Genomic DNA, 15,842 nt, shown 5'->3' on the forward strand with positions numbered 1-15,842 from the left:
TTCACGCGGCTTGGGCTGCACGGCCGAGGATGCGGCGACCGAACAGGCTTCCCGCCAGATCGACCATCAGCGCGGCGGTGCGCCCCTGATCGTCCAGCAAGGGATTGAGTTCGACGATGTCGAGGCTGGTGACGAGATTGCTCTCATGGAGCAGTTCCATCGCCAGATGGGCCTCCCGGAAGGTCGCCCCGCCCGGAACGGTCGTCCCCACAGCAGGTGCGACCGCCGGATCGAGGAAATCGACATCGAGGCTGACATGCAGCAGCCCATTTTCGCGCCGCGCACGTTCCAGGAAGCGCTCGATGAGAACCGCGATGCCGTGACGGTCGATCGCGCTCATGTCACAGGTCATGACGCCGGCATCTGCCAGCGCGGCCTGCTCGGCCGGATCGACGCTCCGGATGCCGAGCGTACAGACCCGCTTCGGGTCGATCAGCGCCTCGACAGGCGGGAGATAGCCCGCGAAACCCGGTCGGCCGCAGGCATAGGCGAGCGGCACGCCGTGAAGGTTGCCGCTCGTCGTCGTATCGAGCGTGTGAAAATCCGGATGCGCATCGATCCAGAGCACGAAGAGCGGCCGGCCCCGCTCGGCCGCGCGTCGCGACAAGCCTGCAAGCGTGCCCGCCGAGATACTGTGGTCGCCTCCAAGAAAGATCGGAAAGCCTGAATCCCCGGCGCGGAACGACGCCTCGGCAATGGCCGCCGTCCAGGCCGCGATCGCCGGCAGATGCCTGACGGCGGCATTCGGATGCGAAACCGGGACCGGCGCGTCGGGAACGATATCGCCCAGATCCTCGACGACATGGCCGAGTGCCTCCAGGGCCTCGCGCAGACCGGCGGCGCGCAGAGCCTGTGGGCCGAGCGCGCAGCCGATGCGGTCAGTTCCCACCTCGACGGGCGCGCCAATGATCTTGCAATGCATGTGTAGACACCTTCTGGAATGCGCCCATTCGAGCGCAATTTCCCGGCAGTTTGAAGCAGCCAAATTGCATTATCTGTGCCGCTCTTTTATCGTTTTGATCAGACCAACTGACCGAATTGGGCACCGATGGATTCGTTCGATCACCGTCTCGTCACGCTGCTTCGCCATGACGGCCGCATGAGCGTTTCCGATCTCGCCGGAGCGCTCGGCACGACGCGCGCCACGGTCCGTTCGCGAATGGAACGGCTCCGGCAGAATGGCGACATCATCGGCTTCACCGTCATTCTGCGTTCCGATGCGATAGAGCTTCCGGTCAGGGGCATCATGCTGATCGAGATTGCGGGGCACGCAGCCGACGCCGTGATCCGCGAACTCAGCGGCTTCTCGGAAATATCGAGCGTTCACACGACGAATGGGAAATGGGATCTCATCGTCGAGCTCGGAACGTCAGATCTCATCGAGTTCGACAAGGTCCTGCGCCGCATCCGCCTGGTTCCCGGCATCACCGGCAGCGAGACCAGCCTGCTGCTGGCTACGCCGCGAAGCGCGAAGGCTAGGCTTTGAAGGCTTCGATGCGCAGTTCAGCTACTCCCGCCCTCGCAGGATGCGATCGATCCGCGAGAGACCCTGTTCGAGGCGCTCCAGGCTGGGCTCGGCGCCCAGACTCAGGCGGAGCGCCTGAATGCCGCTCGTCGAGTTCGCGGCGAGATCCTGCGACGGCATCACCGTCAGCCCGCGCGCTCCTGCATAGGTCGCGAACTCGTCGCCGCGCCAGGGCTGCGGCAGGGTCAGCCAGACATGCAGCCCGTCATCGCGCGACGCCAGCTCATGCGAGCCCAGAATGCGCCGGGCGACATTAATCCGCTGCAGCCCGGCGGCGCGGCGCTTCCCGATCAGCCGCCTGGCGGTGCCGTCCCGAACCCAGCGCGATGCGAGGCTCGCCAGCATCGGTGACGGCATCCAGGTGCTGACCCGGATCGCATTGCGCAGCCGCTCGGCTATCGCAGGGGGAGCGCTGATATAGCCGATACGGAGGCCCGGCAGCACGGCTTTGGAGAAGCTCGTGACATAGCAGACGGCATCTGGCGCCAGCGCCGCCAATGGCTGGGGCGGGGTGCCCAGCAAAGGTGCATAGACCTCGTCCTCGACGATCATGATGCCGGAGCGCGTCGCGAGGGCTGCAAGCCGCTCGCGCCGTTTCGGTGACAGATCGGTCAAGGTCGGGTTGTGCAATGTCGGGTTGAGGACGGCTACGCGCGCGCCCGTCTCGCTCGCGATGCGCTCGAAGGCGTCCACCTTCATACCGTCGCGGTCCATGGGGATTCCGACGAGCTTCAACCCCATCATCCGCGCGCAGCTGACGAGGCCCGGGGAGGTCAGTTCCTCGCAGAGCACCGTTTCACCGGGTTTGGCGAGAGCGAGCAGGCAAGCGAAGACGCCATTGATCGCGCCCGAGGTCAGCAGGATGCCATCCGGGCGTGTGGGGACGCCAAGGCCCTCCAGCCAGAGCGCGGCCGACGCGATATCGTCGTTCACGGCTCCGCGCGGCGCATAGTCGAACAACCGGGCACCGACTTCGTATCGTGCCATGTCCTGGCAGAGCTGCACGACATCGTCCGATGGGTCGACCGGCATCGGGAAGTTCGAGGCGAAATCGATGCTGACGCTGTTTTCGCCCGATGGCCAGGGGATGCGCGCCGGATCGCCCGCACGCACGAAAGTGCCCCGCCCCGTCTCGCCGTTGACCAGGCCGAGTTCGAAGGCAAGGCGGTAGGCTTTCGTCACGCTCGACAGATTGAGCGAGAGCGCCCGCGCCAGATCGCGCTGCGCCGGCAGCCTGTCGCCGGTGGCGAGACGGCCCCGCGCGACATCCTGCGCAATCGCTTCCGCGATGGCGCGGTAGACCGGCCGGCTCGGCTCAAGCTCGGGTATCCACATCTCAACCATCCCCCTCATTGTATGGCATACAATGAGCTTGTCGGATCAGCCAACACCGTCGCATCGTCAGAGCGTGAGGGAGCGCGGACGATGCAGACGATCGGGTTGCTCGGAGGCATGAGCTGGGAAAGCTCCGCCGTTTACTACAAGCTGATCAACGAGGGCGTTCGCGCGAGGCTCGGCGGGCTGCATTCGGCAAAGATCGTGCTCTGGTCGGCTGAGTTCCAGGATGTCGCCAGCAAGCAGGCCGCTGGCGACTGGCAGGCGCTGCGAGAGCTGATGATCGACGGCGCTCGCGCGCTCGAACGCGCCGGCGCCGACATGCTGCTCATCTGCACCAACACCATGCACAAGCTCGCCGACGATGTGGCCGCAGCGATCTCGATCCCGATCGTTCACATCGCGGACATCGCCGCCGCCGCGATCAAGGCCACGCCGAGCCGCCGCCCCCTGCTGCTGGCCACGCGCTTCACCATGGAAGAGGCATTCTATCGCGGCCGCATGCTGGACAGGCACGAGCTCGACCTCGTCCGGCCGACGGCAGACGAAGAGCGTATCGTTCACGACATCATCTATCGAGAGCTCTGTCAGGGCGTGGTCGAGCCCGCCTCGAAAGCACAGTGCATGGCCATTATCGACGCGGCGCGGGCCCGAGGCGCGGACGGGGTCATTCTCGGCTGTACCGAGCTCGATCTCCTGCTCTCGCAGGCCGACAGCGACCTGCCGGTCTTCGACACCACGGCACTGCATGCGCAGGCCGCCGTCGACCGCGCCCTGGCGCCGGCTCCCCTCGCAGCCATGATGGGACACCACTGATGCACGGCACATCCACGATTCCGCTGGGGCAGGCCGTGCGCCATGAATGGGCACTCGACTGGTCGCAGCTCACCGTCAACCATGGCGCTTTCGGCGCGACGCCCAAGGTGGTCATGGCCGCGCAGACCGCCTGGCGCGACAAAATGGAGGCGCAGCCGAGCGTCTTCATGCGCAGCATCCTTCCCAATGCCCTGCGGGCGAGCGCGACGGCACTTGCCGCCTTCCTCAAGGTGGAAGGGCAGGACGTCACCTTCGTCGACAATGCCACGACCGGCTGCAATGCGGTGCTGCGTTCGCTCGATCTCAAGCCCGGCGACGACATCCTCCTGCACGGCCAGGCCTATGGCGCGGTCGCCAACACCGCCCGCTATGTTGCGGCACGGACCGGCGCGCGCGTCGTCATCGCCGAGCTGCAATTTCCGGATGTCGATCCGGGCGGCTTCGTCGGGCGCTTCGCCGCCTGCCTGACGCCGCAGACGCGGATCGCGATCATCGACCATGTGACGTCGCCAAGCGCGCTGGTCCTGCCGGTCGCGGACATCGCGCGCATCTGCCGCGAGGCCGGCGTGCCGCTGCTCGTCGACGGCGCCCATGGTCCCGGCCAGGTCGAGATCGACCTCCCGGCGATCGATGCCGATTGGTATGTCGGCAACTGCCATAAATGGCTTGCCGCTCCAAAGGGCTGCGCCTTCCTCTGGGCGCGCCGCGACAGGCAGGCGAACCTCCACCCGACCACGATCTCGCATGGCTTTGGCGGCGGCTATCTCGCGGAATTCGACTGGACCGGCACGCGCGATGCAACCGCCCAGCTCTCGATCGAGGCTGCGCTCGCCTTCCATGAGCACCTTGGTGGCCAAGCGCTGCGCCATCGCAACATCGCGTTGGCCCGCGAGGCTGGCGAACTCCTGGCCGGACATCTGGGAACGACGGTCGGCAATGCCGGGCATGAAGCTGCAATGGCGATGGTCAGATTGCCGCTTCAGAGCGGTCCCTTCACCAAGGAACGTGCGACCGCCCTGCGCGGCCGGCTGCTCGATGAATTCGCGACGGACGCGCCGCTCCATGCCCATCCAAGCGGCATCTGGGTGCGAGTTTCCGCCCACGCCTACAACGAGATCGGCGATTACGAGAAACTCGCGGAGATCTGCAGCAAGCTTGCCAGAACCGCGTGAACGAAAAAGGGGAGAGACATGACCAAGACAGCCATCGTCGCCGGCGCCATTCTCGGTGCCGCATTCGCACTGACACTCGGCAGCGCATCCGCGCAGGAATTCTACGGCGCGCTGAAGAAGATCAAGGACAGCGGCACGATCATCATCGGCCATAACGAGGATTCGCCGCCCTTCGCCTCCTTTGGCGCCGACGGCAAGCCGCTGGGTTACTCCATCGACATCTGCAACAAGATCGCAGCGGCTGCGAAGGCCGAACTGAAGCTGGACAACCTCACGATCAAGTATCAGGCCGTCAACGGACAGACCCGCACGCCCCTGCTCGTCAACGGCACGGTCGACCTGGTCTGCGCCACGACCACCAATACGTTCTCGCGGCAAAAGCAGGTCGATTTCCTCAATACGATGTTCGTCACCGGCAATCGGCTGCTGGTGAAGAAGAACAGCGGCATCAAGGAAATCGAGGACCTCAAGGGCAAGGTCGTCTCGGCCAATCAGGGCACGACCAACGAGAAGGTGCTGAACGAGCTCAACCAGAAGCTCAATCTCGGCATCAAGGTTCTATCGACCAAGGACCAGCCGCAGGGGTGGATCGCGCTCGAGACCGACCGCACCGATGCGCATATGACCGATGAGGTCGTCGAATACGGCCTGATCGCCAAGGCGAAAAACCCGGATCAATACGCCGTCGTCGGCCGGCTTTTGTCGTTCGATCCCTATGCAGTGGTGATCCGCCGCGATGATTCAGCCTTCCGATCGCTCGGCAATCGTGTCCTCGCCGATCTCTATCGCAGCGGCGAATGGGAGCAGATCTACACCAAGTGGATGTCGACGATCGGCCAGCCGCTCAGCCCGGAGCTGAAGCTGCTGATGTCGATGCAGAACTATCCGGATTGATGCGGGACGGAGCGCTATCCGGCTTGATCCGGACAGCGCCCGCCAAACCTTACCCGAGGCCTTAGCTCCGCCATCGGGCAATTTCGCCCGAAGCTGCCAAACCACCCGAAACGACGCGCATGCGCTACAACTGGAACTGGTCGGTGCTCTTTGCCGACCCCTATCTCGGCTGGCTCCTGTCCGGCCTCGGCTGGACCGTGCTCGTCTCGGCAGCGGCCTGGATCATCGGGCTCGCCCTGGGCTCGGTGATCGGCGTCATGCGCACATTGCCCTCGCCGATCGCGCGCGCGATCGGGGCGACCTATGTCGAAATCTTCCGCAACATCCCGCTGCTCGTGCAGATCTTCCTGTTCTACTTCGTGCTGCCGGAACTGTTGCCGCGAGAGATGGGGCGCTGGCTGAAGCGCGACCTGCCTCATCCCGAATTCACCATGGCCGTCATCAGCCTCGGCCTCTACACCGCCTGTCGCGTTGCCGAGCAGGTCCGTGCGGGTATCAATACTGCCGGGCGCGGCCAGGCCAGCGCCGGGCTCGCGACCGGACTGACGCTGGCGCAGGTCTATCGTTTCATCCTGCTCCCGCTCGCCTACCGTCTGACGATCCCGGCGCTGACCAACGAGTTTCTCAACGTCTTCAAGAATTCGTCGTTGGCGCTGACCATCGGAGTCCTTGAGCTGACAGCGCGCGCCCGTGCGGTCGCGGACTATACCTACCAGTCGATCGAAGCCTTCGCGGCCGCGAGCCTGATCTATGCCTCGATCAGCTTTCTCATCGCCTTCCTGATGCGGCGGGTCGAACGACGTGCGCGTCTGGCGGGCACGCTGGCGGCCGGGACGCACTGAGATGGGTGCCTTCGACTTCAACGTCATCGTCAAAGCCCTGCCGCTGCTCTGGGAGGGCATGCAGGTTACGCTGCTGCTGACGGCTCTCGGCATTCTCGGCGGCATTGCGCTCGGGATCGTGCTCGCGGTCATGCGGCTGTCGCGCTCGCGCCTGTTCCGGAACCTGGCAGGTGCCTATGTCGACCTGCTGCGCTCGCTGCCGCTCGTCCTGCTCATCTTCTGGTTCTATTTCCTGGTGCCGATAGCGGTCGGCCACCCGGTAGGCGGCTTCTATTCGGCAGTGATCGGCTTCATCCTGTTCGAGGCCGCGTATTTCTGCGAGATCATCCGTTCCGGCATCGAGGGCGTGCGCCGCGGCCAGGTCATGGCCGGGCTCGCGAGCGGCCTGACGCAGGCGCAGTGCATGCGTTTCATCATTCTGCCGCAGGCCTTCCGGGCCATGCTGCCGGTGCTGCTGATGCAGTCCATCAACGTCTTCAAGAGCACCTCGCTGGTCTATGTCATCGGCCTGCGCGACTTCCTCACCGCCGCCGATCTCATCGGCGGCCGCGATAACCGGCTGACGGAGATGTATCTCCTCGTCGCCGTCGTGTTTTTCGTCATCTGCTGGACTGCGTCCCAGGCTGTCGGCCTGCTGCAGCGAAGGATTGCCCCGTGATCACCCTCGAGCATCTCAGCAAATGGTACGGGTCGACCCAGGTTCTCGATGATTGCTCGACCCAAATCGAGAAGGGCGAGGTCGTGGTGATCTGCGGGCCTTCAGGCTCCGGCAAGAGTACGCTGATCAAATGCGTCAACGGACTCGAGCCGTTCCAGAAGGGTACGATCAGCGTCGACGGCATTTCCGTGGGCGATCCCGCGACCAACCTGCCGAAATTGCGCTCCCGCATTGGCATGGTCTTCCAGTCCTTCGAGCTCTATCCGCATATGAGCGTGGTCGGAAACATCTGCCTGGCCCAGCTTCACGTGCTGAAGCGCAGCGAGGATGCAGCCAGGGCGCGCGCGCTCGAACTGCTCGATCGGGTCGGTCTGCGCTCCCATGCCGACCGCTTTCCCTCGACGCTCTCCGGCGGCCAGCAACAGCGCGTCGCGATCGCCCGCGCGCTCGCTCTCGATCCGATCGCCATGCTGTTCGACGAACCGACATCGGCTCTCGATCCCGAGATGATCAACGAGGTGCTCGATGTCATGACGGAACTTGCCAAGGACGGCATGACCATGGTCGTCGTCACCCATGAAATGGGCTTCGCCCGGCGCGTCGCCGACCGGGTACTGTTCATGGACGCGGGAGCGATCGTCGAGGACGCCAAGACAGCCGCCTTCTTCGACAAACCCGTCAGCGAGCGGGCGGCGCGCTTTCTATCGAAGATCCTGCATCACTGAGTGCTTGTAGGGGCAACCGCAAACGCGCTTCACGAAACAGCCGTGCTGGATGATTCCCAGGCTGCCTGTTGACGAAACGGTCATCGTTCGCTTGCATAATCATCAATCAGTACGGCAGATTCTCGGCGTTCCAATCCATCTCCCGATGCTACCGTTGGAGAATGTGAACGTGACCCCGCACCAAACCCAGCTGATCAGAGAGAGCTTTGCTCATCTCCATCGACGGCAGGCCGAAAGTGCCGAGCTTTTTTACGGGCGGCTGTTCGAGATTGCCCCGGAGACGCGCGCGCTCTTCAAGACGGACATCCGCAGCCAAGGCGTCAAACTCATGGAGAGTCTTACGGTCGCCATCGCGTCGCTCAACGACCGCCCGGGTTTGACCGCCTTCCTGAAAAAACTTGGGCGCAACCACAGAAATTATGGCGTCGAAGCCAAGCATTACGCGAGTGTCGGCGAAGCGCTGATCTGGACCTTGCAAACGTCCATGGGCAAGGAATTCACTGACGAAACGCGCCTCGCCTGGGAGATTTTATATGGCGACATCTCAGGCGTGATGATCAAGGCGCAGGAAGCCGTTTCCTGATGTGCTGCAAAAGGCCGCTCGACAGTCGCGTGGCGCCGAAACGCGAAACACGCAGCTGACGATGGACGGGGGCGCCCGAAGATGACCCGCATCCTTGCGGGCCAAGCCGCGTCGGCGAAGTCGCAGGTCGCGTTCGCGGACTTCACCTTTGAGTAGCGGTTGCTAAGCTAGGAACGTTTCCCGGACGGTGACGTTCGACCAGCGCCATGTTGTAAATCGTGCCGATGGATGTTTGTCTTCCAGACGAGGGTTGGATGACTAGACGGAACAACCCGATGCTCAGCATCGCAGCAATTGCCGTTCTCGCGGGTGTGACGCTGCTTGGCTGGATCTATATGGCGATGCCATCCCATGCTCAGGTCTATGCCCGATGCCCCGGCCTGCGGTCGCAGCCGGATGTGACCGAGCTCCCGATGGATGCCTATTGCCGGTGCTGGGCGGATGAGACCCATGGCTTCGGCAAATATCTGTACCGCCTCTTCCTTTCCACCGAAAGACAGGAAGACTGGGACGATGCCTACCGCATCACCTGCCAGACGAGAGCGTTCAAGGGCGCAGCCTGACAGGCTTCTGCGACGGGATGCGGTTAAGCTACCCGGCACGGCAAATGGCGAAGGGCTCGGCAGCTGAGATGGCGACAAAAACGCTCGAGACCGCCTCGATCGGCCTGATCGGATATGGCGCGATAGCCCATGACCTACATCGCATGCTGTCGTCAGATGGCCGGACTGCACAGATCACGCTTCTTCTGCGGGCGGATTCGCCGTCGCGGAAAACCGTGCCGGCCGGGGTCGCAGTGGTTTCCACGATCGCGAGCCTCGTGGCAGTACGGCCTGACATCGTCGTCGAGGCCGCCGGACAGCAGGCTGCCGCGGAATATCTTCCCGATGTGCTGGAAGCCGGCATCCCCGTCATCATGGCCTCGACGGGAGCCCTTGCCGATCCTGAGCTGTTCGCGCGTCTTGCAAACGCTGCGCAGAAGGGTGGCACGAGGCTGAGCCTGCCGGCCGGGGCTATCGGCGGCCTCGATTACCTGCGGGCGGTCGCGGGCCATCCCTCGACGCGAGTCTGCTACACCTCACGCAAGCCGCCGGCCTCTTTTCGGGAAGAGCTCGCCGCGATCGGGCATGATGCCGATGGGCTGCGCTCGGAGGTCCTGCTTTTCGAGGGCAGCGCCGCAGCAGCTGCGCAACGCTATCCGCGCAACCTCAACGTGGCCTTTTCGATCGCGCTTGCGGTCGGGTTGGACAAGGTAACGGTCAAGGTGATCGCGGACCCCCTGGTGGTCAGAAACACTCACGAACTCGACATTGACGGGGCGCTTGGCCAGGCCAGGATGAGCTTCGCCAATACACCGTCCCCGGACAACCCGAAGACGTCCATGCTGACCGCCTATAGCCTGTGGGCCGCGCTGGAACGTCAGTTTCAACAGGTCGAGCTCTGAAGGTTGCCGTTCCGGCGAACATCAGAGCGTCATTCCGGGTCTTCGCTGCGCTGCGCCCGGAATGACGGCCTTCTCCGGGGATGAGTTGCAGAATCCAAACCATATGCCGCCTACAGGACCTCAGACCATGACAATCCGCATCTCCCGCGCCGAAATCGTCATCGCCTATGACGCGGACGCCGACGACCAGGTCTATCGCCGCGACGCCGACGTCGTCTTCGACGAGACCGGCATCCTGCATGTCGGCGAAGGCTGGAGCGGTCCTGTGACCCGCGAGATCGACGGGCGTGGCTTCATGGTGATGCCTGGCCTTGTCGACGTCCATTCGCACCCGTCGAGCGAGCCGGGCAACAAGGGCATGACCGACGAGGTCGGCACCCCGAAACTCTACAACTCCTCGCTATACGAGTTCCTCTGGCTGTTTCGCGCCGATGCCGAGGGCATTCCGCATCTGAACCATGTCGCCTGGTCGGAGCTGCTGATGTCGGGCGTCACGACGCTGGTCGACCTGTCGTTCCCGAGCCCCGGTTGGCTCGACCGTGCGGCGGCGAGCGGGCTGCGCATGGTGATGGCGCCGATGTACCGCAACGGGCGCTGGTTCACGCGCAACGGCTACACGGTCGAATACGAGCTCGACGACGCTGCCGGCGCCAAGGCGATGGACGAGGCGCTGACGGTGATCGATGCGGCGCTCGCCCATGAATCAGGCAGGCTTTCGGGCATGGTCTGCCCGGCGCAGATCGACACCTGCACCGACGAGCTGCTGCGCGCCTCGATCCATGCCGCCCGCGAGCGCGGGATTCCGATCCAGACCCATGCCGGCCAGGCCATCGTCGAATTCCACGAAATGGTCCGGCGCACCGGCATGAGCGCCGTGCAATGGCTCGATTCCCTAGGATTCCTTGGGCCCAATGCCTCGATCGCACATGCGATCTTCCTCGATCATCATCCCTGGCTGCGCTGGCCGACACGCACCGATATCCAGAGGCTCGTCGAGACCGGCACCTCGGTCGCGCATTGCCCCACCGTGTTCGGGCGGCGCGGGGTGACGCTGCGCGATCTCGGCAGCTATCTCGCAGCCGGCGTCAATGTCGGCATCGGCACCGACACCTTCCCCCACAACATGCTGGAGGAATTGCGCCATGCCGGCATGTTCGCGCGCATCACGGCCGAGAGCCACGCGGCGGTGACGACGGGCCAGGTCTTCCGTGCGGCGACGCTGGGCGGGGCGAAACTGCTCGGGCGTAGCGATATCGGGCGCCTCGCAAAGGGCGCGCAGGCCGATCTCGTCATGGTCGACCTGACGCATCCGATGATGCGGCCGACGCGGGACCCGCTGAAGAGCCTGATCAATGCCGCGGCCGACCGAGCGGTCGCCCATGTCTTCGTCGCCGGCCGGCAGGTCGTTGCCGACGGCAAGGTCCTGACGATGGACTATCAGGCGGCATCGGCCGGGCTGGAGGAGGCGCAGCGGCGCGCCCTGGCCAAGGCTTCGTCACTGGACTGGGCGGGGCGCTCGGTCGACGAACTCGCGCCGCCGAGCCTGCGCTGGACCTGAACGACACCAATTCCACCGGGCGCGCCATGACAGCTCACTGGCTGCAGCGAACCCTTCGCCCGGGCTGGCATATGATTTGCTGCTGAAATAGAGTGCCCCCTGCTCTATTCAGAGTGAGAATATGAACCTGCGTCAGATCGAACTGCTGCGTGCCGTCGTCCGCTGCGAGACGACCGTCAGGGCTGCCCAGGAACTGGGCCTGTCGCAGCCGGCCGTGAGCAACGCGATCAAGCATCTCGAAAGCCAGGTCGGCTTTCCGCTGTTCGAGCGCGTCAACAACCGCCTGTTCCCAACAGCCGAAGCGCGGGCGATTTACCAGGACTCCGATCCGATCTTTCAGATGCATGCCGCGCTGGAGGCGAAGGTTCAGGATCTGAAGGAAAACCGGGCCGGACATGTCCGGCTGATCGCCACACCGCCGCTGGGTTACAGCGTCATTCCCCGCGCGCTCGGCAGCTTCCTCGCCAAGCGGCCGAAGATGCGGGTGTTCTTCGACGTGCGCCGCTTCGAGCATGTCATCGACAGCGTCGAGAACGGCGTGGCCGAACTCGGCTTCGTGATGGGCCTGAACGAAAACCGCGCGCTCAATGCCGAGGTGTTCTTCTCCGAGCGCATGGTCTGCGTGATGCGGCCCGAACATCCCCTGGCGCAGAAGAACACGATTCACCCAAAGGATCTGGCCGGCGTGCCGTTCATCGCGCTGGAACGGGGCACAAAGATGGGCACACTCGTGCGGCAGGCTTTCGTCGAAGCCGGAGAGCCATTCAGCTTCGCCGTCGAGGTGCGTTACTGCAATACCGCCTGCGTGCTCGCCGAAAGCGGCGTCGGCGTCGCCGTGGTCGATCCGCTCTCGCCGCTGTTCAGCGGCCACTACAATCTGGCGATCCGTGCTTTCGAACCCGCCGTCCAGGTCTCAGCCTCCGTCGTGAGTTCGCGCAAGCGGCCGCTCTCGCGCGCGGCGGAAGCCTTCCTGCGCGAGGTTCGCGTCGTGGTCGGCGAGGTCGCCGGAAAACTCGCCTAGCAAACGAACTGACCTGGCGGGCCGCAAGCTCGGCGGTATTCGTGGCGCAAATGGCTGGCCCGAATAAAGCATAGGCGCGGCCATTGCCCGGCCTTTCCATCTGTCTCACTGTTGCGGCTGCGCAGCCTGCGGCAGCGCCGGATGTCCCGAGTTCCTTTCCCTATCGTCTTTGCGCCCCGCATCGTCGCGGTCGCCTTGTCGCGCCTGAAACCATGTCCGCTGCCCCCGAAAGGCCCATGATGCTGAATCGCCGCCACTTCATCGCAGGCACGGCTGCCACGACCCTGGTTTCGCGCCCTGCGCTGGTGCGTGCCGCCTCGGCGACGACCCTGCGCTTCGTCCCGGTGATCGACCTTGCCTTCACCGACCCGATCTATGCGACCGCACAGGTCTCGCGGACCCATGGTTTCATGGTGTTCGACACGCTCTATGGCATGAACACCAAGCTCGAGATCTCGCCCCAGATGGTCGAGGGCCATACCGTCGAGAACGACGGCAAGCTCTGGAACCTGACGCTGCGCGACGGCCTGCTCTGGCACGATGGCGAAAAGGTTCTCGCCAGGGACTGTGTCGCCAGCATCAGGCGCTGGGCGAAACGGGACGCGGCCGGCGACGCGCTGATGCAGGCGACCGACGAGCTCTCGGCGCCCAACGACAGGACGATCCGCTTCCGTCTCAAGGCGCCTTTCCCCTATCTGCCCTACGCGCTCGGCAAGGTCTCGGCGCCGGTCTGCTTCATGATGCCCGAACGATTGGCCAATACCGATCCGTTCAAGCTCATTCCGGAGGTCGTCGGCAGCGGGCCGTTCCGCTACAAGGCCGACGAGCGGGTGCCCGGCGCTCGCAACGTCTATAGCCGCTTCGAGGGCTACAAGCCGCGTGAGGGTGGTACCCCGGATTGGACCTCGGGCCCGAAGCTCGTGAACTTCGATCGCGTCGAGTGGACGACGATGCCGGACGCTGCGACCGGCACCTCGGCCGTGCAGGCGGGAGAGCAGGACTGGCAAGAAGCCATGCCGCACGATCTGCTGCCTATCGTCCAGCGCAGCAAGGCGGTGCGCACCGCCGTGCTCGATCCGCTCGGCTTCACCTGCCAGATGCGTGTGAACCATTTGCTGCCGCCCTTCGACAACCCGGCGATCCGCCGCGCCATGCTCGGCGCGATCGACCAGGAGGCCTTCATGATCGCCGTCGCGGGTGACGATCCCGCGTTCCGCCAGAGCCCGCTCGGCTATTTCACGCCGGGCACGCCGATGGGCAGCGATATCGGGCTCGACGTGTTCCGCGGTCCGCGCGACTACGACAAGGTCAAGCGCGACCTCAAGGCTGCCGGCTATGCCGGCGAGAAGGTCGTCCTGCTGGTACCCGCAGACTCGCTGGCTCAGAAACCGCTCGGCGACATCGCGGCCGACGTCATGAAGCAGGCCGGCATGAATGTCGAATATACCGCGCTCGATTTCGGTTCGGTGCTCAAGCGCCGGACCAATAAGGGGCCGGCCGACCAGGGCGGCTGGAACGCCTTCGTGGGCAATTGGCAGGGCATGGACTGGCTCAACCCGCTGGTGCACTCGACCCTGCGTGGCGATGGCGCGTTTCCAGGCTGGTATGTCAGCCCGAAGATGGAGGCCCTGCGCACGCAGTGGACGGGCGTGGCCGATCTCGCCGAGCAGGTGCGCATCAGCAGCGAGATGCAGAAGCTCGCCTTCGAAGAGGTGCCGTATTATCCGATTGGACAATACAAGCAGCCGACCCTCTTCCGCAGCGACCTGACCGGCATGATGAACGGCACGCCGGTGTTCTGGAATGTGAAGCGGGGCTGACCGCAAGGTCGCACCCGATGGGAAGCGCGCGATGAACCTGCTGATCACCGACACGACCATCGTCACCTGCGACGAGGAGCGGCGCATCATCGAGCGCGGCGCGGTCGCCATCGCCGGGAATCGCATCGTGGCGGTCGGCGAAACAGCGGAGCTCGAAGCCAACTATCGCGATTGCGAGCGCATGTCGGGACGCGGGCTTGCAGTACTGCCCGGGTTCATCAATGCGCATACCCACACGGTGCTGACCTCTCTCAGAGGCACGGTGGAGGATTGGGGCGGCGAGATCATCTATCGCTACATGTCTCCGGTCTCCTACACGATGAGCGACCATGAGCGGGCCGTGATGGCGGCACTCGGCTGCCTGGAGGCGATCCGCAGCGGCACGACGACGCTGGTCGACCCCTTTCGCCATGTCACCTCCTATGCGGGCGCGATGGCCGATACGGGCCTGCGGCTCTGGCTCTCGGAAAGCTGCGCCGACATCGACACGCGCAAGATCCGTTTCGGCGAATACGGCATCGACGAGGCCTTCGGCCAGACCTTCCTCGACCGCACGCAGAAGCTGGTCGAAGACTGGCATGGCGCACGCAACGGCCGGGTCAATTGCCAGATCGCGGCGCATGCGCCCGACAACTGCTCGCCCGCCATGCTCCGCAAGCTCATGGACCTGTCTCGCCTGTACGGGCTGACACGCACCTGCCATCTCGCGCAAAGCACCGGCGAGGTCGCCGCGGTCAAGGCCGCCCACGGCCTGACGCCGGCCGGCTATCTCGACCGCGAGGGCTTCCTCGGTCCCGATCTAACGAGCGCGCATTGGACCTATTGCACGCCTGAAGACATCGAGTTGCTTGCCGCTCGCGGGGTCAGGATGGTGCACTGCCCTGCCAGTTCTTCACGACGTGGCCTGCACAAGGTCCCGATCGGGCTGATCCGCGATGCCGGGGTCGAGATCGTGCTCGGCACCGACAATATGAGCGAGGACATGTTCCAGGCGATGGCGATCGGCTCGATCGTGCATCGCACCGGCCGCGGGCGCGAGTTCGAGGGCGGCACCAGCCCCAGCGGGCAGGAGGTGCTCGACATGATCACCGTCAACGCCGCCCGCAGCGTCGGTGCGCAGGCCGATATCGGCGCGATCCGGCCGGGCATGAAGGCGGATCTCACCATCATCGACCTGAAGACGCCGGCGATGCGGCCGATCATCCGGCTCGTCTCGAACATCGTGCATTACGGCCATCCCGGCCTGGCCCATTCGGTCATCGTCGACGGCGAATTCGTGATGCGCGACCGCAAGGTGCTGACGATCGACGAACAGGCCCTGCTCGACGAGGCGCAGGCCGTGACGCAGGCCGTGTGGGAACGCATGATCGCCGCCAATCCCGACATCACGCCGCCGCCCGGCGAATTGCGCTGGCTCGACGCCTGAGCGCAGCGCACGGGCAAAAACAA

General features: G+C 64.5%; 16 protein-coding genes. 14 read left to right on the forward strand and 2 right to left on the reverse strand.

All coding sequences use genetic code 11. The annotated features are described in order from the left end of the window. Position 1: 1 nt before the first annotated feature. On the reverse strand, positions 2 to 922 hold the full coding sequence (gene rocF, locus C4S73_RS13025; RefSeq protein WP_103872952.1) for an arginase: 921 nt from the start codon (positions 920 to 922) through the stop codon (positions 2 to 4). A gap of 126 nt (positions 923 to 1,048) precedes the next feature. Between rocF and C4S73_RS13030 the strand changes: the two genes are divergently transcribed. Beyond that, entirely contained in the window at positions 1,049 to 1,486 is a 438-nt protein-coding gene (locus C4S73_RS13030; protein ID WP_103872953.1) for an Lrp/AsnC family transcriptional regulator, read from the forward strand. A 21-nt stretch (positions 1,487 to 1,507) separates the two neighbouring features. Here C4S73_RS13030 and C4S73_RS13035 read toward each other — a convergent pair whose 3' ends face one another. Next, on the reverse strand, positions 1,508 to 2,860 hold the full coding sequence (locus C4S73_RS13035) for an aminotransferase-like domain-containing protein (RefSeq protein ID WP_160115763.1): 1,353 nt from the start codon (positions 2,858 to 2,860) through the stop codon (positions 1,508 to 1,510). Positions 2,861 to 2,950: 90 nt separating this feature from the next. Here C4S73_RS13035 and C4S73_RS13040 point away from each other — a divergent pair, with 90 nt between their 5' ends. The 13 genes from C4S73_RS13040 to C4S73_RS13100 all read left to right on the forward strand — a co-directional run bounded on the left by C4S73_RS13040 (position 2,951) and on the right by C4S73_RS13100 (position 15,819). Then, entirely contained in the window at positions 2,951 to 3,676 is a 726-nt protein-coding gene (locus C4S73_RS13040) for an aspartate/glutamate racemase family protein (protein ID WP_103872955.1), read from the forward strand. After that, positions 3,676 to 4,848: an aminotransferase class V-fold PLP-dependent enzyme gene (locus C4S73_RS13045; protein WP_103872956.1), complete on the forward strand. Its 1,173-nt coding sequence runs from the start codon at positions 3,676 to 3,678 to the stop codon at positions 4,846 to 4,848. Before C4S73_RS13040 ends, C4S73_RS13045 begins: the two co-directional genes overlap by 1 nt. Before the next feature lie 18 nt (positions 4,849 to 4,866). Continuing rightward, a complete protein-coding gene (locus C4S73_RS13050; protein WP_103872957.1) occupies positions 4,867 to 5,742 on the forward strand; it encodes an amino acid ABC transporter substrate-binding protein in 876 nt (291 codons plus the stop codon). A 119-nt stretch (positions 5,743 to 5,861) separates the two neighbouring features. Then, complete coding sequence (locus C4S73_RS13055) at positions 5,862 to 6,584, forward strand: amino acid ABC transporter permease (RefSeq protein WP_103872958.1); 723 nt, start codon at positions 5,862 to 5,864, stop codon at positions 6,582 to 6,584. Position 6,585: 1 nt separating this feature from the next. Beyond that, complete coding sequence (locus tag C4S73_RS13060; RefSeq protein WP_103872959.1) at positions 6,586 to 7,242, forward strand: amino acid ABC transporter permease; 657 nt, start codon at positions 6,586 to 6,588, stop codon at positions 7,240 to 7,242. Then, complete coding sequence (locus C4S73_RS13065) at positions 7,239 to 7,967, forward strand: amino acid ABC transporter ATP-binding protein (RefSeq protein ID WP_103872960.1); 729 nt, start codon at positions 7,239 to 7,241, stop codon at positions 7,965 to 7,967. Before C4S73_RS13060 ends, C4S73_RS13065 begins: the two co-directional genes overlap by 4 nt. Before the next feature lie 169 nt (positions 7,968 to 8,136). Continuing rightward, positions 8,137 to 8,550 carry a globin domain-containing protein gene (locus tag C4S73_RS13070; protein WP_160115764.1) on the forward strand — a complete coding sequence of 138 codons (414 nt, stop codon included), beginning with the start codon at positions 8,137 to 8,139 and terminating at the stop codon, positions 8,548 to 8,550. Positions 8,551 to 8,825: 275 nt separating this feature from the next. Further along, positions 8,826 to 9,113: a hypothetical protein gene (locus C4S73_RS13075; RefSeq protein ID WP_103872962.1), complete on the forward strand. Its 288-nt coding sequence runs from the start codon at positions 8,826 to 8,828 to the stop codon at positions 9,111 to 9,113. Positions 9,114 to 9,181: 68 nt separating this feature from the next. Further along, the gene (locus C4S73_RS13080) at positions 9,182 to 9,994 is read left to right on the forward strand and encodes an aspartate dehydrogenase (protein ID WP_103873259.1); all 813 of its coding nucleotides are present in this window, start codon (positions 9,182 to 9,184) and stop codon (positions 9,992 to 9,994) included. Positions 9,995 to 10,121: 127 nt separating this feature from the next. After that, a complete protein-coding gene (locus C4S73_RS13085) occupies positions 10,122 to 11,552 on the forward strand; it encodes an amidohydrolase family protein (protein WP_103872963.1) in 1,431 nt (476 codons plus the stop codon). A 121-nt stretch (positions 11,553 to 11,673) separates the two neighbouring features. Next, positions 11,674 to 12,573: a LysR family transcriptional regulator gene (locus C4S73_RS13090; RefSeq protein WP_103872964.1), complete on the forward strand. Its 900-nt coding sequence runs from the start codon at positions 11,674 to 11,676 to the stop codon at positions 12,571 to 12,573. 236 nt (positions 12,574 to 12,809) lie between these two features. Further along, on the forward strand, positions 12,810 to 14,393 hold the full coding sequence (locus tag C4S73_RS13095) for an ABC transporter substrate-binding protein (protein ID WP_103872965.1): 1,584 nt from the start codon (positions 12,810 to 12,812) through the stop codon (positions 14,391 to 14,393). Between the two features lie 31 nt (positions 14,394 to 14,424). Further along, on the forward strand, positions 14,425 to 15,819 hold the full coding sequence (locus C4S73_RS13100) for an amidohydrolase family protein (RefSeq protein ID WP_103872966.1): 1,395 nt from the start codon (positions 14,425 to 14,427) through the stop codon (positions 15,817 to 15,819). Positions 15,820 to 15,842: the final 23 nt, after the last annotated feature.

Origin of the sequence: Allobosea lathyri, assembly GCF_900108245.1 — a bacterium.
GTDB lineage: Bacteria > Pseudomonadota > Alphaproteobacteria > Rhizobiales > Beijerinckiaceae > Allobosea > Allobosea lathyri.